The following is a 20,005-nucleotide window of genomic DNA, read 5'->3' as shown; positions in this document are numbered from 1 at the left end:
AACAGCACCTTAACCTAAAATTTGCTATAATAGTGGGCGATTCACTCAAGCTTTTGCAGAGCTTGGTTAGCTAGGTTGTGGGCACCATGATTATCTCGTTCACTAACCCATTGTGTAACAACAGTTGAAAATTGACTGAGCAGTTGGTTAAGCGTTGTTAATTGTGATTGATAATGTTTTGTATAATTTTTACCAATCGCGTCGCTTAGCAGTCGACTATCGGTATAGAATAAAACTGTTTCGTTATGGTTATAATGTTTAACTAAGTATTGAAAACCAGCGATTGCGGCCGTAAACTCGCCTTCATGATTAGTGGCAGATTTAAGCGTTTGCGACAATTGTTGCTGGTGGTGCTGATCAACAATCAGGATCCCGAGTCCGGTTGGTCCAGGATTTCCTTTAGTAGCAGCATCAGTATAAATTTTAATCATCGAATGATTCACCTCATTTTGAAAGGAATATTTTTATGGAAGAAGAAACTCGTTACTTTTACCAACCCAATTTAACTACTACCATTATTAGCTGGTGTTGGACTTTTTTAATTTTTATCGCTGGGCTAGTTATCTGGCTTGAGATTACCCATTTCCAATGGTTAACGGCTCTTTTCTTTTTGTTATTTATTATTGTAACGCTTTTAGGAATCTTTCGGCGAACCGTTGTAATCACTCCTAGTAAAATGGTTTTTAGTCGAATCTTGCAAAAAGACTACCTGGTGATTCCACTAGTTGATATTCGCCAGCCACAGTTTACAAAGCATACTGTTTCATTTACCGTTAATGGGGAAGTCTTTAATTTTGCCTTTTCCGCAAAAGCAATTCGGCGGCTCAAATTGGCACTAGATCACTTAAAGGAGGGGTAGGCGTGTTTATGTTTGGCTACCTTTTATTGGTACTAGTACTGATTTGCCTGGATCAGTGGTTGAAGATTTGGGTTACCACTAATATTGCGTTAAACCATAGTCAATATTTTATTCCCGGAATTATGGACCTAACGAACCTCCATAATTATGGCGCTGCTTGGAGTATGTTTCAGGGTCAGCAACTTTTCTTTGGTATTGTTACCATTGTCGTTATTGGGGGAGTTGGTTATTGTTTCTGGCGTTTCCGTAATCGCCACGAGATTTTGTTATGCTTGAGCTTAATTCTTGCTGGGGCAATTGGTAACTTCATCGACCGTCTGCTTCAGGGATATGTAGTTGATATGTTTGAGTTCTTACCGGTTAATTTTCCAGTATTCAACGTGGCTGATATGTGCTTAACTGTTGGTGTAATTTTACTAATTATTATTGTACTTCGTGAGGATGAAGAAAAGTGACAGACAAATTAAATTTAACGACTGATTCATCGATGACTGGACGGATCGATAAGGAGTTAGCTCATCACTTGACTGATATTTCCCGTTCCCAATTACAAAAGTGGATTGAGGATGGTAATGTTACGGTTAACGGTGCTACAGTTAAGCCAAAGTACAAATTGACTGTTGGTGATGAAGTGGTTGTTGAGCCTGAAAAACCACAAAAGATCGATCTTGAACCAGAGGACATCCCCTTAGATATCGTTTATGAGGATGATGATGTGATCGTTGTGAATAAGCCCCAGGGCATGGTCGTTCACCCGGCGCCTGGTCATCCCAACCATACCCTAGTTAATGCCTTGCTTTATCATTCGCCATTATCAACAATTAATGGGGAGTTTCGTCCCGGAATTGTTCACCGGATTGATAAGGATACATCGGGACTCTTGATGGTTGCTAAAAACGATCGAGCTCACCGCTCACTTGCGGCCCAGTTAAAGGCTAAGACAAACCAGCGGGAGTATGTAGCACTTGTCCATGGTGTGATCAAGGAAGAGCGGGGGACAATTGATGCTCCTTTAGGACGGTCAAAGAAAGACCGTAAAAAACAAGCAGTCGTTGAAGATGGGCGCCATGCTGTAACTCACTTTAAGGTTTTGGAACGATTTGCTCACTACACGCTTGTTAGTTGCAAATTAGAAACCGGTCGAACCCACCAGATCCGGGTTCATATGAAATACGTTGGACATCCCTTGGCAGGTGATCCATTATATGGGCCACGAAAGACCCTTCCAGGTAATGGTCAGTACTTGCATGCACGTCTTCTTGGCTTTAAACATCCCCGGACCGGAGAGCAAATGACTTTTACTTCAGAACTTCCAGATTATTTTCAAAAAATGATTGATCACTTAGAAAAAACTGATCGGCCATCATAATATTAACCAAAAAGCTTAGTAAGTTATTTTAAATAAAATTACTAAGCTTTTTTAATTAATATCGCTTTGAAACGCTTCCGATCATTTATATAATAGTGAGGGAAATAGATGCGGTGAAAAGGAGTGAGCGCTGTGGCAGCACGCTACCTAATTTTTGAAGATGGAACCACCTTTGCTGGAGATGGCTTTGGCTCACCAGCGGTAACCTTTGGTGAAGTAGTTTTTAATACAAGCATGACGGGTTACCAGGAAATTATTACTAACCAGATTTATGATAATCAAATTGTAACTTTTACTCAGCCCAATATTGGTGGTTATGGGATTCAACGAAATATTTATGAATCAATTGTTCCTACGATTAAGGGAGTAATTGTTCGTTCACTATCGAATGTTGCGACAGATAATATTCGACGACTAACCCTTGATCAATATTTGAAACAAATGAATATTCCAGGAATCACTAATATTGATACTAGGGCAATTACCCATAAACTTCGTGATGCGGGCAAACCACTTAAGGGAAGTATTGTTCCAGTTCCCGATGATCACGCATTTGATCAGCTTCACGCTACCGTTTTAACTAACCAGCAGGTAGCACAGGTTTCTACTCCTAAGCCCTACCCCAACCCTGGTGTGGGGATGAGTGTCGTTGTAGTTGACTTTGGGTTAAAAAACGGGATCTTACGGGAACTAAGTCGGCGAAAATGCAACGTAACCGTGTTGCCGTATAACGCATCAGCTGATGAAATTTTGCGCCTTGATCCTGATGGGGTAGTTCTTTCGAGCGGCCCGGGGGATCCCCACTATGTAAAGTCATCAGTCCTTGAAATGATCCGCAAAGTTCAGGAGCAGGTTCCGCTGTTTGGAATCGGTCTAGGTCACGAACTGTTTGCCTTAGCTAACGGTGCGCAGGTAATTCCCCTATGCGTAGAGCATCACGGGATGAATCACCCAATTAAAGAAATTATTACCGATCACATTGTTTATGCTAATCAGTCAGAAGGGTACACAGTTGATTGGAGTACGGTTGATCGTTCAAAGTTATTCGTTACTTACACTGACATGATTGATAGCAGTGTCCAGGGATTGCGTCATCGCCAATATCCAGCATTTTCCGTCCAGTTTTTCCCGGATGGGGCACCTGGTCCTGATGAAACAGACGGCCTATTTGATGAATTTATCGATACTATGAAGCGGAAGGAGGAACGGCGTTAGTGGAAAAGCAACAGTCAATTTTAATTATCGGTGCCGGCCCTAATAACATCCAGCATGGGGATGAAGTTGATTCAGCAACTTATCAGGTTGCAACCTACCTCCACCGTGCAGGAGTTACTACCATTTTGGCAGATAATAATCCTTTTTCTTATAGTTTAAATGATTCTTCCGTGATTGATTATTCTTCAATTGGCCCGTTGACGGTTGATCACCTAATCGCGTTAATTGATCAGTACCATCCCCAAGCAATCTTGCCGACATTGGGTAACCGCCAGGCTTTTCTCCTTACTCAGGAATTAATGGAAAAGGGGATCCTGCGGGAAAAGGAAATCAAACTTCTTGGTATTCCAGAAGCGACTGTTCGTCAAGTTAATAACCCAATTCTTCTTGAACGAACTTTGCGTCGAATGGATGCACCAATGAAAAAGATCTCAACCGTAAATAATTATCCGGATGCGCTAGAAGAAGCCAATAAACTTGGTTACCCTGTCATTATTCGCTCTGTTTTACCGAAGATTACGAGTACTCGGCAGATTGTCCATGACCAAAGTGAACTTGCAACTGCTGTTAGTAAGTGCCTGAGTCAATCACGAGCAGGGCAAGTCTATGTTCAACAAAGTCTTGCTGGCTATAAGGAAATTGAAGTGGTTGTTCAGCGAGATAAGTCAGGAACGATGATGATGCTGGGAATGGTTGAAGACATGGATCCAATTGGAATCCATGCGGGTGATTCAATTGCCTTTAATCCGGCTCAGACACTTCTCGATCGGCAAATTCAAGATATGCGAGATGTTGCGTTTGCAATTACCCGGAAACTCCGGATTGTTGGGATTAACCATATTCAGTTTGCTTTAGACCCCGTTAGTGATCACTTCTATGTCATTAAGAGTAGCCCGTACTTCGACCGGATGGTTTCCTTTGTTGCTCAGTCGACAGGTTACCCGATAGCAATGGTTAGTGCGCAGCTTTATTTAGGTAAGACCTTGCGAGAAATTGATCTTGGCCCTGGTTTTGCTAAACATGCCGCATTGGTCGAACCCGTAATGGATCATATTGCTGCCCGGGTACCAGTTTGGGGATTTAGTCCTGAACAATCACAAAAACAATTATTAGGAACAGAAAAGAAATCCATAGGGACAGTCTTTGGGATTGGGAGGAACCCAGCAGAAGCCCTATTTAAGGCGATTGAATCCCGTTACCATGAACCGACAGATTTCCATCTTAAAACACAGGCAAAACTTTCCGAAGACGAGTTAATTGATCGTTTAGTTCATCCACATGCCGGCCGGCTATTTTCCCTTCTAGAAGCAATGCGTCGGGGATACACTGCTTACGAGTTAGTCGAAATGACCAAGATTGACCCATTTTACTTTGACCAACTCTCAAAGATGAAGGAATTGATTGGAGAATTAATTGAGCATCCTGGAAAAGAACCGGTACTGGTTAAGGCCAAGCATAATGGCCTCAGTAACCAATTAATCGCGAAGCTCTGGGAAACAACACCTAAACAGGTTTATCAAATGATGCAGGATCATAACCTTACCGTAAAGTATAAAGAAGTTGAACCATCTGCTGGCGAGTTTGATCAACACACCCAGACTTTCTATTCAGCGTATGAGGATGAAAATGAGGCTTTGACCTTGCCACAGCCAAGTGCTTTATTTATTGGGACTGGAGGCTTACGGCTTGGCTTAAGTAATGCTGGGGATTTCTTCGTTGCGTCCATGATGATGCAACTTCACCGGCAAAATTACCACACGATTATCATGAATTGTAACCCAAGTTCGGTCACCCTCAATACTCTAATTGCTGATAAGCGGTATATTGAACCTGCTTCGGCAGAAAACGTGCTCTCAGTCGTGGAAATTGACCAACCACAGTTAATTTTTATTCCTGCTAGTTATACAAACCTGTTAGAGACATTGAAGAAGTATGATTTGCAAAGTAAAGTCATTACTTTACCCGATGATCGGTTGGGTAACCTTAAGCCAAAGTCAAACCAGTTATTAGCCCTTGACTATCTTTGGGACGGTAACACTGCTAAGTTCCTTACTTCAACAGCTGCTTTGCAGTCTGCTATTAACCTTGATTACGAGATGGTTAATTTACGGTTGCCAGCTGAAATATCAAATGCTGAATTAACGCAGCTGCAAAATAAGGCCCAGAATGTTATTGAGCAACAAGTTAATCCAGGATTTTACCAAGTTGTCTTTGAACAACAGGGGATGGAATATAAAGCACTCACTATCCAATCTGTTAGTCTTCCAGAAGTTGCTTTCCTGTCAAAGTCGCTTGGAATTAACTTGCCAGCATTGTTGGGTCAAGTTGTCAGTGATGAAACCTTTAATCTTGCTAGTGTGGAAATTCCACAACCACGTGGAACCGCAATCTATCGGGCATCTTTCCCATTTGAATCTCTTCATATGAAGACTGAGGAAACTCCTAGCCCAGATAAAGTAATTGGAGCAGAAATTCAGTTTATGGATTAAAAGATTATATAAAAGGATGAGGCCAAAAACATTTAGATTTTTTTGGCCTCATCCTTTTATATATAAGTAATTATTGTGGTAATGGCGAAAATTTATACCAGTCCTCAGGAAAACCATATAGTTGAATAATTGAGTTGGTACTAATAGTATGAATTTGTTTAGTTAAAATCTGACGCATTCTTTTCCTAATACTATTGTTTAACTCAGCAAATTCAGTTTTGCTTAAGAAACACTGCAAGCTAATAAAAGTAGTATAAATATCTCTTCGCTAGTTATTAGGACGGATATTATATTTAGTATCCAGAGGTGAAAAGAAAACTGAATCTTCACGACATTTAAAATAAATCAACCGTTTATTATGTGTACAAATATTTCGCACCTCATGAATATTTGCAATGAGGGACAACATTGTTTCTGGAGGAAATACACCTTCAAACCCTTGGATGTTATCCTTTATAAATTTTGTCAGAGCTTTAGCAATTTTATTTTGAATTGGCTTCTTTAATACATTTAAAAGTGTTTGCAGTTCACCAAAATCGATAAAATCAACAAGAACCCAAATTGGAACATTTTGATAGCGTTGAAGATAGTGATTAATGGAATTATTTTGATACCGTCTATTTTTCTTAATAATTTGATTCAGTTTATTAACAATATATGCAATGGAAATACTTTTGCTATGATCAACAGAATTGACATCCAAGTAAGCAAATTTTTTATGTGGATATGCTTCGGCAAAACGGTAAGCAAAGACTGATTTTACATGATGTTCGGCTAATAAAATTCCATGAAATAGTAATCGCTTAATTTCTTCATCAAAAAAGTATAGATATTTTATTTCACTAAATTGAGTATTAGGTAAGTACCTTTCTCTTTTCTTTAAAAACGGTTTACTGTAGCCATTAATGATATTGTAATAATTATTAGTAAGCAAATAATCTTGGGCCTTATAGTTATCAGAAATGTTAATACCACGCGTTTTTAGAATTTCTAATTGTTGATATAGCGATTTAAATTCTTTTTCCAAAAAGAAAAATCTCCATTCAACTAGTAGAATGAAGGTTTGTTCTCCGTAATAGGCCCCGTAGGGTATCTATCGCTCTTCCATACCATTATTCTACTAGCTAATTTTTTTTGTCAATGAAGATCCTAATAGTTATTTATCAAGCTTATGTGGTGTCACATATAATGTCTTCTGCCCCGTAAAGGTAACGAAACCAGGCTTGGCACCATTTGGTTTATGAAGTCGTTTTGCAGGAAGATAGTCTACAGGAACGTTATCTGAATCCCGCCCTTTTGAGAAGTAGGCAGCTAGCTGTGCTGCTTCAAGGAGGGTTTGGTCATCTGGATTACTATCTCGAATGATAACGTGAGAGCCAGGAATATCCTTAACGTGTAGCCAGATATCATTTTTGTTCGCAATCTTGAAACTCAGGCGATCATTTTGGAGGTTATTTTTTCCAACAAGGACCGTGGTTCCGTTGCTAGTATGGAATTCTTCGGGCTTACTTACCCGAACTTTCCGCCGTTTTTTACTCTTTTGTCGCTTTTGCTTCAAGTAACCTTGCTGCTGAAGCTCTAAACGAATTTCTTGGATATCAGCGGGTGAAGCAAGATCAATTTGGCTTTCGATATTAGTAAGGTAGTCAATTTCGTCGTTAGTTAACTTTAATTGCTCCTTAACATAACTAACCGAAGTCTTTAACTTGTCATACTTTGTAAAGTACTTCTGGGCATTTCTTGAAGGAGATAGTTCAGGATCAAGATTAATTTTTAGCGGCTTATTATCATCGTAGAAGTTTGGGAGGGTGATTTCAGTCATCCCGTGAGTTAGCTTTCCTAAATAGGTGGTTAAAATTTCACCACGAATCCGGTAATAATCAGCTTTAGCCGCATCTGCTAGTTGTTGGTTTAGTTTCTTAACCTTTCGCCGATCTTTTTTTAGTTCAGTATGAAGAACACGGAGAACTTGTCCTGCTAATTCTCTTGAGCGATCCCGTTCAGCTTTTTGGGCATAAAAAGCATCCAGCATTACTGAAAGGGTATCATAATGGGTAATTTGTTCTTCCTTAATATTGCTTGGTGCAAAGGCGGCAAATTGTTGCTTCCCGTTATTATCGTCATAGATTACGGGATCAGGATTTTCAAAATGCTTAAGGAAGGTATGGTAAGTAGTTGGTAAGTCTGAACTAGCTTGTAGTTCACGTGCTAGTTCTTGGGCAGACTGTTTCCCTAAACCTTGATAGCTGCGTTGTAACTGTTTAGCTAAATCATCTTCACTTAATTTCTCCCGCATTAAGTCTGTATAAATTTGGTTAGGGAGGTATGGATTAATCTTGTCCTGTTTTGGTGGCATAATAAAAGTAGCACCAGGAAGCAAGAGACGAACACGATTTTGGTCAGAGCCAACGTGTTTTATCGTATCGATAATCTTACCCGTTTTCTCATTAACTAGTGAAATATTACTATGACGAGCCATTATTTCTGTGATTAGGACAAGTCGTTGCCGATCACCAAGTTCATCTCGAGTATTAAAGCTCATTTTAATAATCCGGTCATTATCAACTTGTTCAATCGATTCGAGAATTGCTCCTTCTAAATATTTACGCATTGTCATGGCAAAATTACTTGGAACTGCAGGGTTTTGGTAGGCAATTTTAGTAATTTGCATTCTAGGATATGTTGGGTTAGTAGAAAGAAGCAGGGAATAATTATGACGGTGTGCCCGAATGGTCATAATTAATTCTGCAGGGTAGGGTTGATTAACTTTAGCAACTCGTCCAGTTGCAAGAGTTTCATTAAGTTCATGGACGATTGCGTGGGTAAAGAAACCATCAAATGCCATTATCTATTTCCTCCTCATTTTAACGTTTTGCATAGCGATTACTATTATACCGTTTGTTTCGGAAAATAGACAATTCAAAGAATCAGGATTGTTGGTTTCTGTACATTGATGTGGTATTCTATATCTATTACGATGTTGTTAAAATACCTTTACTATGCAATTGTTCTTTAATTATCAAATAACAACATTCTAATGGAGGTAGTATTAATGAAAATAGCTGTTGTGACTGACAGTACCTGCTATCTTACTCAAGAAGAGATCGCAGCCAATAATATTCATGTGGTACCAATTCCGTTTACCCTTAACGGTAAAACTTACCGTGAGGGTGTTAATATCACTACTGAGGAGTTCTATAAGCAGTTAAAGACTGCCAGTACCTTCCCCAGCACATCTCAACCTTCAATTGGTGAAATGATGGAACTTTATCAGAAGCTTGCGGATGAAGGCTATGATGCTGTAATTAGTATCCATCTTGCAAAGACAATTTCAGGATTTCTCAACAATATTACCCAACTTTCTGAACAAATGAAGGATACAATCAAGATTGTGCCATTTGATTCCGGAATTACAGTTAAATTGATGGGATATCTTGCAATTGAAGCTGCTAAGTTGGCTAAGCAGGGTGCGGATATTGATGAAATTGTTAAAAAATTGACGGAATTGCGGAGTACTTTTCGCGACGTCTTTGTCGTTGATGATTTACAAAACCTGGTACGTGGTGGAAGACTTTCTAACGCTTCAGCCTTTGTTGGTTCAATTTTAAGGATCAAGCCACTCCTTTCATTTGATAACCCTAATCATGATATTGAAGCCTTTGAGAAGGTCCGGTCGATGAAGAAGGCTAAGGCGCGTTGTGAACAACTCTTTAATGAATCAATTGAAAAGTTGGACTATCCGGTACGGGCGATCGTTCTGCACGCTAACGATAAAGAAGCAGGGGAAAAATGGATGAATAAACTCCAAGAGGAACATCCTGATATTAAGTTTGAATTATCATACTTTGGTCCTGTAATTGGAGTTCACTTAGGACAAGGAGCTTTAGCACTTGCCTGGTTACAAGATACAGAAAAGAAGCCTTTAGCATGATGAAAAAGATTCGCTTATTTCATATTGTTACATGGTTCGTGATTTTATTAGTGATTTGCCTGTTGTCACCACTTGACTTACGTGGTGTTTTGCCAAGTGGAACAATTATTGCTCCACTCACAGCTTTATTAGCGGTCACTGTCATTCCAATATTTGGGATGCTAAATTCGGCATTACTAGTAATAATTTCGCAGTTGATTTTATTAGCTTTTGGTCAAAGTTATTGGCTCACTGTTGTAGTTACCGCTCTGACAACCCTCTTTAGCGGTTGGGTAGTTAGGTGGCAACAAGCAAGGTCTCAAGAATTACGCCACCAGCAGATGATCACGATTGGTATTGGTAGTGGTTTAATTATTCTTATTTTACTGGAAATCGCCTATCTAATTGTAGGGTGGCGATTCACAGGAAGCAGTAACGGAATGTTTGAAATTGCTCGCTTAGCATTACCAACGTCATTATTAACGGGACTCTGTTATGCCTTACTGGTTCCACCAATTGGTATTTTTATGTTATATATTAATAAAAAGTGGTTACCAAAAGTAAGCAGCCCCGATGATAGTCATAATCCCTCAAATGATTCAGTGATTATCGACATGAATAAGCACCGGAAAAAGGATCATGACGATCAAAAATAAATTACGTATAAAAAGAGTCTGGAAAGTCATTCCCAGACTCTTTTTTGTACATATTTAATAATTAGGCTTCTGCATTCCATTCCTGATGGAACTCATCAAGGAAATCGAGCATTACTTGTTGGCGGTGTTCTGCAATCTCCTTTGCAGTTGGGGTAAAAAGTTTATCTTTCAACCCAAGAAGTTTTTCGTCAAAGTGATTGATGATCGTTTCATCATCTAGGTTTCGGTATTCTTGCTTATTCATTTTCTTCCGGGGTTTAATCTTGGGATCATAAATAACTTCACCATGGGCGCCTCCATAATAGATTGCCCGAGTAATTCCAATTGCACCAATTGCATCTAACCAGTCGGCGTCACGAACGATCTGGGCAGTTACACTAAGGGATATCTGTTGTTTTTCTAGAGTATGAGCAAAAGAAATATTTTTAATTGTTTCCATTACAGTACTAACCTGCTCATCGGTCAATTCAATTTGACGAAGAAATGACTGTACTTCATCTTGAGCCTTTTCTACGCTATTAACAATTTTTTCATCAACTGTGTCATGAAGGTATGCAGCTACTTGGGGTAAAAACGGATCATAGTCTTCACCATTTGCAATTCGGGCAGCATTTTTAACGACCCGGTTTATGTGATCCATTCCGTGACCAGTCCGATCTCTGGCAAGCTTTTTAATTGAAAATTGTTTAACAGCCATTAACTGTTGTTCTTGATTCATCGAATAAAAATTCCTTTCGAATATTTTTTGAAAACTTCTGAAGTGTAAATACTTCAGAAAAAGGTACAATTATAAGATTAGTTGATCTCCGGCAAGAAAACTCTCTTGAAATTTTGTGAGCGGGTGAAAGTAGACTTTCCCAAATTCATCAATGAGGCCATGAAAGTCTTGAGCTTCTTCATTAGTAAAATTCTCCGGCAGTTTCACTCGTTTTGCGAGACTTTGATAGTCGGTAAGCCCGGGAACTCCTAGCTGGGTAAAGAGTATTCGGGCATATTTATCACTAATAAATGTTGGTAACTCAAAAATATAAGTAAGAAGAACATCTGCCGTTTCATCACCAACTCCGTGAAGCTTCAGCAATTCTTTACGCAAACTTGCTCCAAAAGATTGGCAAATTCGTGAATAGTCATAATTATATTTAGATAACCAACTAAAAATAGCTTTAACTGCACGACTCTTATTCTTGTAAAAGCCAGCTGGTCGAACAATTGCTTGAAGCTCTTCAGTAGACAGCTGAAGGATTCGATCGGGATTGAAATTAGTTAGTTGGCGAAAGTTGGCAACTGCTTTGTCAGCGTTCTGCCAATTAGTACTTTGAATCATGACTGCACCAACAATAATTTCTGCCTTTGATTCGGCAGGCCACCAACCAGGACTCCCCATGTTTTGTAACATTTTATCGTATAACTCTCGAATTGTAAGTTTCATCGGCTCCTCCTTACATAATAATATCTTTAATTTAACATGAAAGTGAATTATGCGGTAGGATAACACTAGGAGAAACTTTTAGCTTGCACCTATCATTATCAATATGGTAAATTTATATGGTTGTTAATTAGTTAAAAGTAAATGATCAATTAACGAAAGGGAAGGTAATACGAATGCAATTACGTAAAGCTACCATGGAAGATTTGGATACAGTGATGGATATTCTTCGTGATGGTCGGAACCAATTAGCAGAACGAGGGATCGATCAATGGCAGGGTGATTACCCGAACGAAGAACACATCAAAGAAGATATTCAACATGGCTGGGCATACCTTGTTCAATCAGATGATGACCAAACTGTTGGTGCATTAGCAATTATTGACGCCCCAGACCATTCTTACGATGCTTTAGATGGTAAGTGGTTACTAGACACTGATAAGTACCAAGTTATTCACCGGGTTGCCATTCATTCTAAGCACGCTGGTAACGGTTATGCTTCACAACTTTTTGAAAGTGTAATTGATTACATTAAGAACAACCGGAAGGACATTAAATCACTTCGGATTGATACTCACGAAAATAATAAGATCATGCAACACTTGATTACCAAGAACGGCTTCACTAAGGTTGGTGAGCTTCATGGGGTATACCGTCCTGAAGAAGAATCATATGTTTACGAAATGATTACTCAACCAACAGACGAAGATAAGTAATCAAAATATTTAAAACGACATGGAGCTGTGACATAAGTTATCTACACAGTTAAAAATATTACAGCGCAGTACACAAAGGGGCTCTAGAGTTCGGAAAATCCGAACACTAGAGCCCTCTTTGTGCTTGCGGGGATTCGAAAACGAACTAGCAAGTTAGTTCTGTCTCACTCCCATTTTTGTATGAGATTTAATCTACCTTTTCCCAGGCGTCTTGCCACTCTTCAATTAGTGGTTCAAGGCGCTTTTTATTTTGTTTCAAGTAATTGAGATAAAAGCTTTGAGTTGCTGCTTGATCGTCGATCGGAACGGGAATTCGATCACTAACCATTTTCTTATCCCAATTTGGATTTGCATTAGATAAGTTAGTTGTAAAAAATGGAAAAACGGAATAATTCTTAATTTCGTTAAAATTCTCTTCTCTTGCTTGATAGATAAATTTAGCATCAGGAATATTTTTCTGAATAATTTGCTTCCAAATACCGATATTGGTCAATACCAGAAAGCTTAGCCCCTTTAAATCATTAAAGTGAACACTTGGATAACTAGCCAAATTAGAAAATTCATTTACATTAACCGTTAAATTTTCCATCCCTAAATACGTTGAATCAATTTGTGGATACTGGATTGGACTAGTAGAGACAATGCAGGTATATTGATTTTGCAATAATAAGTCTTTAATCTGTCCTTCTTGAACGAACCGGTCGTCAATTTTTAAATTAACAAAACGATTTCTTGCTAAAACAAAGAGAGGTCCAGGAGCAACCGAGGCTAGACTAATTTCTTGGTTACTTTGGTCAAACTTCTTTACTTCATTAATGAAATTTTGGTTTTCATCTAAAACTTGCTGAGCTTTCTGAGCTGCAAACTTTCCGCTAGCGGTTAGGATAATTTTGTTTGGTTCCCGCTTAAATAGTTTAATTCCGAGATCATTCTCGAGCTTTTTTGTTCCGCGAGTAACCGCTGGTTGAGAGAGACCAAGGTAATCCGCAGCTTTTGCTAGGGTACCGTATTTAGCAAAGGCTACTAATTCCTCAAGTAAGTAATTATCAATCATAGTATGTCACCTTAATGTTAATTGTTTATGATCATTTTACCATACGGTAAGCGTATACTAGCTTGCTTAAGAGTAAATTTTCAAACTACTAATTACTATCTACAATATCAATTAAAGAATTGAAAAAAAGGAGAAATGAAATATGAACGAAAAAGCACCTAAATTTAAGTTAAACGATGGTAATGAAATTCCTTCATTTGGTTTTGGTGTTTTTCAAATTCCAGCGGATGGCTCAACTTATAAAGCAGTCAGTCAAGCATTAAAGGATGGTTATCGTCATATTGATACTGCTGTAGCTTACTTTAACGAACAAGAAGTGGGAAAAGCTGTCCGTGATAGTGGTATTCCTCGAAACCAAATTTGGATCACTTCTAAGATGTGGTTACAAGATTATGCTTACGAAGATGCTAAAAAATCAATTGATCGCACTCTTAAGAAATTGGGATTAGACTACATTGACTTGTACCTAATTCACCAACCATACGGTAAAGTTGATGAAGCGTGGTAGGCAATGATTGAAGCTCAGAAAGCAGGGAAGATTCGTTCTATCGGTGTTTCAAACATGACACCTAAGATCTGGCAAAAGTGGGCAGATAAAGGCATTTTTAATACAAAGATGCCAGCAGTAAACCAAGTCGAATTTAACCCTTACTTCCAACAAAAAGAACTTCGCCAAATTATGGCACAAAATCACGTTACTTTAGAAGCATGGGCGCCTTTGGGAGAAGGGAACCATTCATTATTTGCAGAACCCCTGTTAAATAATTTAGCTAAAAAATATGGTAAAGATGTCGGTCAAATTATTTTACGTTTTGAACATCAAGAAGGTATTATTGTCTTTCCAAAGTCGGTTCATGAAGAGCGAATTAAGTCTAATTTAGATATCTTTGACTTTGAATTGACTAGTGATGAAATGGATGCCATTCGCAACCTTGATCAAGGACATGGTGCCCACAATCCAGATGCCCCAGGTACTGGTGAAATTATTCTTAATGCTTTTGACGTTCATGCTAATGATTAAGAGTGAGAGAACTAGTTCGTAATTTCACCTCCGCAAAGAGGTTGATTCTACGTTCACCTATGAAAAATCGTTATTAGGAAGGATAAGTAACATGAAAATTTTAGTGGCCTATTATTCTTGGTCAGGAACAACTAAATATTTAGCACAAAAGATTCATCGAGAGTTACCAAGTAGCGATTTGTTAGAGATCAAGGTTCCTGCTAATACCTTTTCTTCTGATATGTACGAGACAGCTGATATTTATGAAAAGCAAAAGAAAACGCATCACTTACCATCAGTGATTAATATGCCCCAAAATATTAACGACTACGATTTGATTTTACTTGGTAGTCCTACCTGGGATTGGGGAGTAGCTTCTCCAGTAATGAAGTTTATGGAAAATATTCAAAACTTTAAAGGAAAGGTAGCTCCCTTTTACACTAGTGTCGGTAATTCACAACGATTTATGGAACTTTTCCATAATTGTTGTGGGCAATTACAAATTATTGATGACTTCGATGATGCTCATGATAATTTTGCTAATTGGCTTCAGAAAATCAAAAGTGAAAAACAATAAATTGAACCTAAAGTGAACGAAATTGGAGGAAAACAATGCAATACGTAACATTAAATGATGGAAACAGGATGCCTCAACTGGGTTTTGGTGTTTTCCAAATCTTAGATCAAGAACAAGCAAAACAGGCAGTAAGCGATGCAATTCAAGTTGGTTATCGATTATTTGATACGGCAGCTGTTTATATGAATGAAGCAGCTGTTGGTAAAGTAATTCGTGAAAGTGGTATTGATCGTTCAGAATTTTTTGTAACTTCAAAGTTTTGGGTTGATCATTTTTCTTATGAAAAAGCTAAACAAGGAATTGATGAGTCCTTAAATAAGCTAGGGTTAGATTATATCGACCTGTACTTACTCCACCACAACCATATGGTGACATTGCTGGTACTTGGCGAGCATTCGAAGAAGCCCAACAAGCAGGAAAAATTAAATCAATTGGTGTTTCTAATTTCTATCCTGATCAATTAAAGAATTTAGAATTAATGGCCAAGGTTAAACCAGCCGTTAATCAGATTGAAGTATCGCCATGGTTCCAACAAACCAATGATGTCGCGTTTAGTAAACAGGAAGGGATTATTACAGAAGCCTGGGCACCATTTGCTGAAGGCAAACACGATATTTTTAACAATGAAGTGATTGCCAAGATTGGCCAAAAATATGGTAAAAGTAATGGGCAAGTTATTTTACGTTGGCTTTTGCAACGGGGGATTGTAGCGATTCCTAAGTCAGTGCACCGTGAACGAATTGCAGAAAATTTTGATGTTTTCAATTTTCAATTAGACGATGAAGATATACAAGCCATGAACAGTCTAAATAAGAATGAAAGTCAGTTCTTTGATCACCGCGATCCTGCAGCGATTGAAAGTATTTTTGGCACCAGTCTAAAAGCATTACGAAAGTAGGAGAAACCAGGATGTCTAAGAATGTAGCAATCATTGGCGCTAATGGACAAAATTATCCGATTAGTGGAGAAGAATATTCTGAACGGTGATCCAGAAGTTCACCTAACTCTATTATTAAGAAATGTTCAACGATTAAGTGATCTCACCAATAATCCACAAGTAACTCTTGTAGAGGGAGATGCTAATAATGAAGAGGCACTTAAGGCAGCAATTCATGCTCAGGATATCGTCTACGTTTCTTTTGTGGAACATGGTGCTGGAGCTAAACTAACCCAAAAGATTATTAAGGTAATGAAAGATGAAGGTGTCCACCGATTGATTTCTTCTAATATTCTTGGAATTTATGATGAAGTTCCCGGAGCTTTTGGTGATTTCAACCGTAAAATGTGTTTTGGTGGCCACATTGATGATAATAGTCCAGTAGTTCTTTCTGATCGGTATGTAGAAGAATCTGGATTGGATTACACTGTGCTCCGGATTGCCTGGTTAAATGATCGGAATGATACTAACTATACGATTACCCATAAAGGTGAAGAATATGTGGGGGTATCGGTTTCCCGAAAGAGTGTTGCTGAAGTTGTTACTAAAATTATTGAAAATCCCAACAAGTGGAATAACGAAAGTATTGGCTTTGCCGATCCCACAACCCAAGGATCTTCAAGACCAGTTTATTAAGTTTTGATTGAAGCACGTGTCCTTAACGGGAGCGTGCTTTTGTCATATATATAAGTGCTCTTAAATGATACAATATGAATTGTGAATTTAGTTCTTATTAAGAATAAATAAAACTAATTGGGGAGTAGCTTATGAAAATGATGCAGGGAGAATTTCGGTTCGCATTACAACGATCAATTCCGGTATTATTTGGTTATGTAACATTAGGACTTGGGTATGGCCTTTACATGCATAACCTTGGTTTTTCTTTTTGGTATCCAACACTAATGGCCTTAACAATTTATGGTGGCTCGGTTGAATTCGTGATTGCCAATATGCTAGTTCAACACTTTAATCCGTTGAATGTTCTCTTAATTACTTTAGTGGTTGGCTTTCGTCAATCATTTTATGCTTTATCAATGTTGAAGTAATATCGTCACGCCGGTTGGCGAAAATGGTTATTAATCTTTGGTCTGACGGACGAAACCTTTGTGCTTAACTATTACACCGAGATTCCAGAGGGGATGAGTCAGGTTAAAGTTAATACTTGGATCACTCTTCTTGATTGGGGTTATTGGGTCCTTGGAGCTTTCCTTGGGGGATTTCTTGGAAGCCTCCTTCAAATCCAGATTAAAGGACTTGATTTTGTAATGACTGCCCTCTTTATTGTTTTAGCACTAGATCAATTTCTTAAGGAAGACAGCCATATTAGTTCAATTAGTGGAGTGCTGATTACGATTATTAGTTTGTTATTAGTCGGTAAAACCTGCTTCTTAGTAGTAACACTACTTCTTCTAGTCGTTGAATATTACTACCTAACAAAACGACGGGCAAAGGAGGAAAAATAAGATGTCGGTTGTTCAACAAATTGTTTCAATTGCAATTGCTGCCGTAGCAAACTTCTTTAACCGCTTTACGCCATTCCTCATCTTTGATCACCAACGAAACGGTAAGGAAGACTTGAGTCCGTTTATTGAAGGATTAGGGAAATTCCTTCCACCGGCAATCATGGGGATGCTTGTGGTATATTGTTTCCGCAATGTCCATTTCTTGAGCGGTAATTATGGTTTACCAGAAATTATTGCAAGCGTTATTACAGTCATTGTTCACCTTTGGAAACGTAATATGAGTCTGTCTTTACTATTAGGAACGGTCAGCTATATTCTTCTGGTTAATTTTATTTTTTAAAAAAGCGGTCAACATACTTCAATAATGAAGTTGCTGACCGTTTATTTTATCTTATGATATAGTTTTCTACTTAAAACAAGTGATAGTAGGAGGAGGACTAAACAAAAGGCAAATCCGGATTGAATTCCTAAATGGGATGTTGAACTGTGAACAAGGTGGTTAACAATCCCAACAACTGAAACGATGAGGGCAGTTCCAAACGCAGCCGCAATTTGCCGAAGGGTATTGAAACAAGCTACCGCATCGGGAACAATTTCGTTTGGTAAAAGGGAGAGCGCCTGTGTTTGCAAGGGAATTAACATTGTAACTAGACCAAACTGCCGAACGGTCTGAAAGACGGTAATGATTATTACCGAACTTCGGGCACCAATCATTGCTTGGCCTGTTGTCCCAATAATATCAATCAAAAGCCCAGCACCGACAAGCCATTGAATTGGGTAGCGATCATAGAATCTCCCACTGGTAGTTGACAATAATCCAGTAAGAATGGCACCTGGAAGAATGGCAATCGCTGAAATCACCGTACTTTCACCAAGAACGATTTGTACCAGAAGAGGAATTAGGATCGCATTACCATACATCGTAGCCGTAATTAACATATTAATTACCGTTGCCAAGAGAAATTGCCGATGTTCAAAAACACCAAGGTTAATTAGTGGATGACTACTCTTACGTTGGTTAATATAGAAAAGAATAATAAATGCCAAACCAATAATTGTCATTCCCCCAACATTAAATGATAAGAGGGGAAAGCTCGAAACATTGGAGAGCCCCATCAATAGTGCCCATAAACCAATTGTAATTATTGTAAAACCAAAACTATTAAATTGGGGGAACTCGTTATGAGGAATGTATGGGAGCATCCATAGCGATAAGAGTAAGGTAATGACCGCAAATGGAATGATTAAAATAAACAAGTACCGCCATGAAAGATAATCAAGCATAAAGCCTGACACTGCCGGCCCAAGAATAGGTGCACAGTTAAATGCCAAACCGATAATTCCCATTATCCGTCCTTTTTTACCGGGAAGCGCATATCGAATTGCTAGCACATTAACTAGTGGCATCATCATTCCGGCACCAATTGCCTGAATCATCCGGGCAATTACTAAAAGATTAAAGGAATTTGCTAATCCACCAATAATTGTTCCACAAAGAAAGATTCCCGTAAAAAAGATAAATAACCATTTAAACGAAAACCTTTTGATGAGATAAGAACTAACTGGGATCATCAGTGCATTTACCAGCATATAGCCGTTCGTAACCCACTGAACATGGGCTTCGCTAATATGAAAGACCGCCATGAAGGTTGGTAACGCAATATTCATTAAGGTTGAGCAAAGAATCCCAAAAAAAGTTCCAAAAACCATTATAATTAGGGCATGCCTAATTCGCTGGTCAGTCAAGAACATCGACTCCTTTTTGTAAAATTTATGATAACTAAAGCAGTAGTTTAGCAGGTCTTAATACAGGCTACAATGATTATTTGAATTAATTCTGAAATCGTTTGACGCCCTTGATTGACAGGTGTAGATTTTAAAATGAGGTGAGTTCATGGAAGAGAAAACAGATATTACACCAGCAGAGTGGCAGGTAATGCGAATTATTTGGACACTAGGGAAATCGACCAGTACTCAGGTAATCGCACTGCTCCAGCAAAAGGTTGATTGGAAACCAGCAACAATTAAGACCTTACTCCGGCGGTTAGTTGAAAAGGGGGCCTTGGAAACAACTCGACAAGGCCGTGGCTTTATCTATACACCATTGATTAAGGAACAAATTACCATGAACGAGGCTGCTGACCATCTCTTTAACAGTATTTGTGAAATGCATGTTGGGGCAACCTTAAAACATGTAATAGAAGATGTTAACCTTAGCCAAAATGATATTGACCAGCTTCAAACGTTGTTGGCTAAGAAAAAGGAAACAGCTCCTGAAGTAGTTGAATGTAACTGTGTTCCCGGAATGGAAATGAATTGTAAAAGGGGTTAATT

The 20,005-nt window shown here is 38.5% G+C and carries 18 protein-coding genes and 4 pseudogenes; 15 read left to right on the top strand and 7 right to left on the bottom strand.

The window, feature by feature from the left end; translation table 11 throughout:
• Positions 1–41 precede the first annotated feature (41 nt).
• The gene (locus H9564_RS03040; RefSeq protein ID WP_191684067.1) at positions 42–431 is read right to left on the bottom strand and encodes a ribonuclease HI family protein; all 390 of its coding nucleotides are present in this window, start codon (positions 429–431) and stop codon (positions 42–44) included.
• A gap of 35 nt (positions 432–466) precedes the next feature.
• Between H9564_RS03040 and H9564_RS03035 the strand changes: the two genes are divergently transcribed.
• From H9564_RS03035 to H9564_RS03015, 5 genes are all read left to right on the top strand, one after another.
• Positions 467–859 (top strand): EbsA family protein, encoded by a 393-nt coding sequence (locus H9564_RS03035; RefSeq protein ID WP_191684066.1) that lies wholly within the window; start codon positions 467–469, stop codon positions 857–859.
• A gap of 8 nt (positions 860–867) precedes the next feature.
• Positions 868–1,314, top strand: coding sequence for a signal peptidase II (lspA, locus tag H9564_RS03030; protein WP_191684102.1), 447 nt, complete (start codon positions 868–870; stop codon positions 1,312–1,314).
• 32 nt (positions 1,315–1,346) lie between these two features.
• The gene (locus H9564_RS03025) at positions 1,347–2,228 is read left to right on the top strand and encodes an RluA family pseudouridine synthase (protein ID WP_225209529.1); all 882 of its coding nucleotides are present in this window, start codon (positions 1,347–1,349) and stop codon (positions 2,226–2,228) included.
• A 132-nt stretch (positions 2,229–2,360) separates the two neighbouring features.
• On the top strand, positions 2,361–3,443 hold the full coding sequence (locus H9564_RS03020; protein ID WP_191684064.1) for a carbamoyl phosphate synthase small subunit: 1,083 nt from the start codon (positions 2,361–2,363) through the stop codon (positions 3,441–3,443).
• On the top strand, positions 3,443–5,932 hold the full coding sequence (locus tag H9564_RS03015; RefSeq protein WP_191684063.1) for an ATP-binding protein: 2,490 nt from the start codon (positions 3,443–3,445) through the stop codon (positions 5,930–5,932). Before H9564_RS03020 ends, H9564_RS03015 begins: the two co-directional genes overlap by 1 nt.
• 268 nt (positions 5,933–6,200) lie before the next feature.
• Here H9564_RS03015 and H9564_RS03010 read toward each other — a convergent pair whose 3' ends face one another.
• Together H9564_RS03010 and H9564_RS03005 are read right to left on the bottom strand one after the other, a co-directional pair.
• On the bottom strand, positions 6,201–6,959 hold the full coding sequence (locus H9564_RS03010) for an Abi family protein (RefSeq protein WP_191684062.1): 759 nt from the start codon (positions 6,957–6,959) through the stop codon (positions 6,201–6,203).
• Positions 6,960–7,088: 129 nt separating this feature from the next.
• Positions 7,089–8,777, bottom strand: a complete 1,689-nt coding sequence (locus H9564_RS03005) for an NFACT RNA binding domain-containing protein (RefSeq protein WP_191684061.1) — start codon at positions 8,775–8,777, stop codon at positions 7,089–7,091.
• A 207-nt stretch (positions 8,778–8,984) separates the two neighbouring features.
• Between H9564_RS03005 and H9564_RS03000 the strand changes: the two genes are divergently transcribed.
• Both H9564_RS03000 and H9564_RS02995 read left to right on the top strand, forming a co-directional pair.
• Complete coding sequence (locus H9564_RS03000; protein ID WP_191684060.1) at positions 8,985–9,863, top strand: DegV family protein; 879 nt, start codon at positions 8,985–8,987, stop codon at positions 9,861–9,863.
• Entirely contained in the window at positions 9,860–10,498 is a 639-nt protein-coding gene (locus tag H9564_RS02995; RefSeq protein ID WP_191684059.1) for a hypothetical protein, read from the top strand. The genes H9564_RS03000 and H9564_RS02995 overlap by 4 nt, the downstream gene beginning before the upstream one ends.
• A gap of 61 nt (positions 10,499–10,559) precedes the next feature.
• Here the strand turns inward: H9564_RS02995 and H9564_RS02990 are convergent, their stop codons facing one another.
• Positions 10,560–11,216: an HD domain-containing protein gene (locus H9564_RS02990; RefSeq protein ID WP_191684058.1), complete on the bottom strand. Its 657-nt coding sequence runs from the start codon at positions 11,214–11,216 to the stop codon at positions 10,560–10,562.
• A gap of 69 nt (positions 11,217–11,285) precedes the next feature.
• Positions 11,286–11,927 (bottom strand): endonuclease III domain-containing protein, encoded by a 642-nt coding sequence (locus H9564_RS02985; protein ID WP_191684057.1) that lies wholly within the window; start codon positions 11,925–11,927, stop codon positions 11,286–11,288.
• Positions 11,928–12,100: 173 nt separating this feature from the next.
• On the opposite strand from H9564_RS02985, the gene H9564_RS02980 reads away from it, so the two are divergent.
• Positions 12,101–12,640 carry a GNAT family N-acetyltransferase gene (locus H9564_RS02980; RefSeq protein ID WP_191684056.1) on the top strand — a complete coding sequence of 180 codons (540 nt, stop codon included), beginning with the start codon at positions 12,101–12,103 and terminating at the stop codon, positions 12,638–12,640.
• 187 nt (positions 12,641–12,827) lie between these two features.
• Here H9564_RS02980 and H9564_RS02975 read toward each other — a convergent pair whose 3' ends face one another.
• Positions 12,828–13,694: a LysR family transcriptional regulator gene (locus tag H9564_RS02975; protein ID WP_191684055.1), complete on the bottom strand. Its 867-nt coding sequence runs from the start codon at positions 13,692–13,694 to the stop codon at positions 12,828–12,830.
• A 142-nt stretch (positions 13,695–13,836) separates the two neighbouring features.
• Here H9564_RS02975 and H9564_RS02970 point away from each other — a divergent pair.
• The 6 genes and pseudogenes from H9564_RS02970 (at position 13,837) to H9564_RS02945 (ending at position 18,011) form a co-directional block, all read left to right on the top strand.
• Positions 13,837–14,715, top strand: a pseudogene (locus tag H9564_RS02970) (aldo/keto reductase).
• A 91-nt stretch (positions 14,716–14,806) separates the two neighbouring features.
• Positions 14,807–15,271 carry a flavodoxin family protein gene (locus H9564_RS02965; RefSeq protein ID WP_191684054.1) on the top strand — a complete coding sequence of 155 codons (465 nt, stop codon included), beginning with the start codon at positions 14,807–14,809 and terminating at the stop codon, positions 15,269–15,271.
• Between the two features lie 35 nt (positions 15,272–15,306).
• A pseudogene (locus H9564_RS02960) lies at positions 15,307–16,169 on the top strand (aldo/keto reductase).
• A gap of 11 nt (positions 16,170–16,180) precedes the next feature.
• Positions 16,181–16,844: pseudogene (locus tag H9564_RS02955) on the top strand (NAD(P)H-binding protein).
• A gap of 131 nt (positions 16,845–16,975) precedes the next feature.
• Positions 16,976–17,671: pseudogene (locus H9564_RS02950) on the top strand (AzlC family ABC transporter permease).
• Position 17,672: 1 nt separating this feature from the next.
• On the top strand, positions 17,673–18,011 hold the full coding sequence (locus tag H9564_RS02945; protein ID WP_191684052.1) for a branched-chain amino acid transporter permease: 339 nt from the start codon (positions 17,673–17,675) through the stop codon (positions 18,009–18,011).
• A 41-nt stretch (positions 18,012–18,052) separates the two neighbouring features.
• Here H9564_RS02945 and H9564_RS02940 read toward each other — a convergent pair whose 3' ends face one another.
• On the bottom strand, positions 18,053–19,417 hold the full coding sequence (locus tag H9564_RS02940; RefSeq protein ID WP_191684051.1) for a DHA2 family efflux MFS transporter permease subunit: 1,365 nt from the start codon (positions 19,415–19,417) through the stop codon (positions 18,053–18,055).
• A 148-nt stretch (positions 19,418–19,565) separates the two neighbouring features.
• Here H9564_RS02940 and H9564_RS02935 point away from each other — a divergent pair, with 148 nt between their 5' ends.
• A complete protein-coding gene (locus H9564_RS02935) occupies positions 19,566–20,003 on the top strand; it encodes a CopY/TcrY family copper transport repressor (protein ID WP_191684050.1) in 438 nt (145 codons plus the stop codon).
• Positions 20,004–20,005: the final 2 nt, after the last annotated feature.

The sequence above is a fragment of the Limosilactobacillus avistercoris genome (assembly GCF_014836425.1).
In the GTDB taxonomy this organism is placed as follows: Bacteria; Bacillota; Bacilli; order Lactobacillales; family Lactobacillaceae; genus Limosilactobacillus; species Limosilactobacillus agrestimuris.
The sequence above is the reverse complement of the archived record's forward strand: the minus strand, read 5'-3'. Positions and strand labels throughout refer to the sequence as shown.

Bases quoted from the DNA above. Each gene is read 5' to 3' on its own strand.
- H9564_RS02985 (WP_191684057.1), bottom strand. From the start codon at position 11,927: ATGAAACTTACAATTCGAGAGTTATACGATAAAATGTTACAAAACATG.
- H9564_RS03035 (WP_191684066.1), top strand. From the start codon at position 467: ATGGAAGAAGAAACTCGTTACTTTTACCAACCCAATTTAACTACTACC.
- H9564_RS02990 (WP_191684058.1), bottom strand. From the start codon at position 11,216: ATGAATCAAGAACAACAGTTAATGGCTGTTAAACAATTTTCAATTAAA.
- H9564_RS02980 (WP_191684056.1), top strand. From the start codon at position 12,101: ATGCAATTACGTAAAGCTACCATGGAAGATTTGGATACAGTGATGGAT.
- H9564_RS03005 (WP_191684061.1), bottom strand. From the start codon at position 8,777: ATGGCATTTGATGGTTTCTTTACCCACGCAATCGTCCATGAACTTAAT.
- H9564_RS02945 (WP_191684052.1), top strand. From the start codon at position 17,673: ATGTCGGTTGTTCAACAAATTGTTTCAATTGCAATTGCTGCCGTAGCA.
- H9564_RS02965 (WP_191684054.1), top strand. From the start codon at position 14,807: ATGAAAATTTTAGTGGCCTATTATTCTTGGTCAGGAACAACTAAATAT.
- H9564_RS03025 (WP_225209529.1), top strand. From the start codon at position 1,347: ATGACTGGACGGATCGATAAGGAGTTAGCTCATCACTTGACTGATATT.
- H9564_RS03040 (WP_191684067.1), bottom strand. From the start codon at position 431: ATGATTAAAATTTATACTGATGCTGCTACTAAAGGAAATCCTGGACCA.
- H9564_RS03000 (WP_191684060.1), top strand. From the start codon at position 8,985: ATGAAAATAGCTGTTGTGACTGACAGTACCTGCTATCTTACTCAAGAA.
- H9564_RS02975 (WP_191684055.1), bottom strand. From the start codon at position 13,694: ATGATTGATAATTACTTACTTGAGGAATTAGTAGCCTTTGCTAAATAC.
- H9564_RS02935 (WP_191684050.1), top strand. From the start codon at position 19,566: ATGGAAGAGAAAACAGATATTACACCAGCAGAGTGGCAGGTAATGCGA.
- lspA (WP_191684102.1), top strand. From the start codon at position 868: ATGTTTGGCTACCTTTTATTGGTACTAGTACTGATTTGCCTGGATCAG.
- H9564_RS02995 (WP_191684059.1), top strand. From the start codon at position 9,860: ATGATGAAAAAGATTCGCTTATTTCATATTGTTACATGGTTCGTGATT.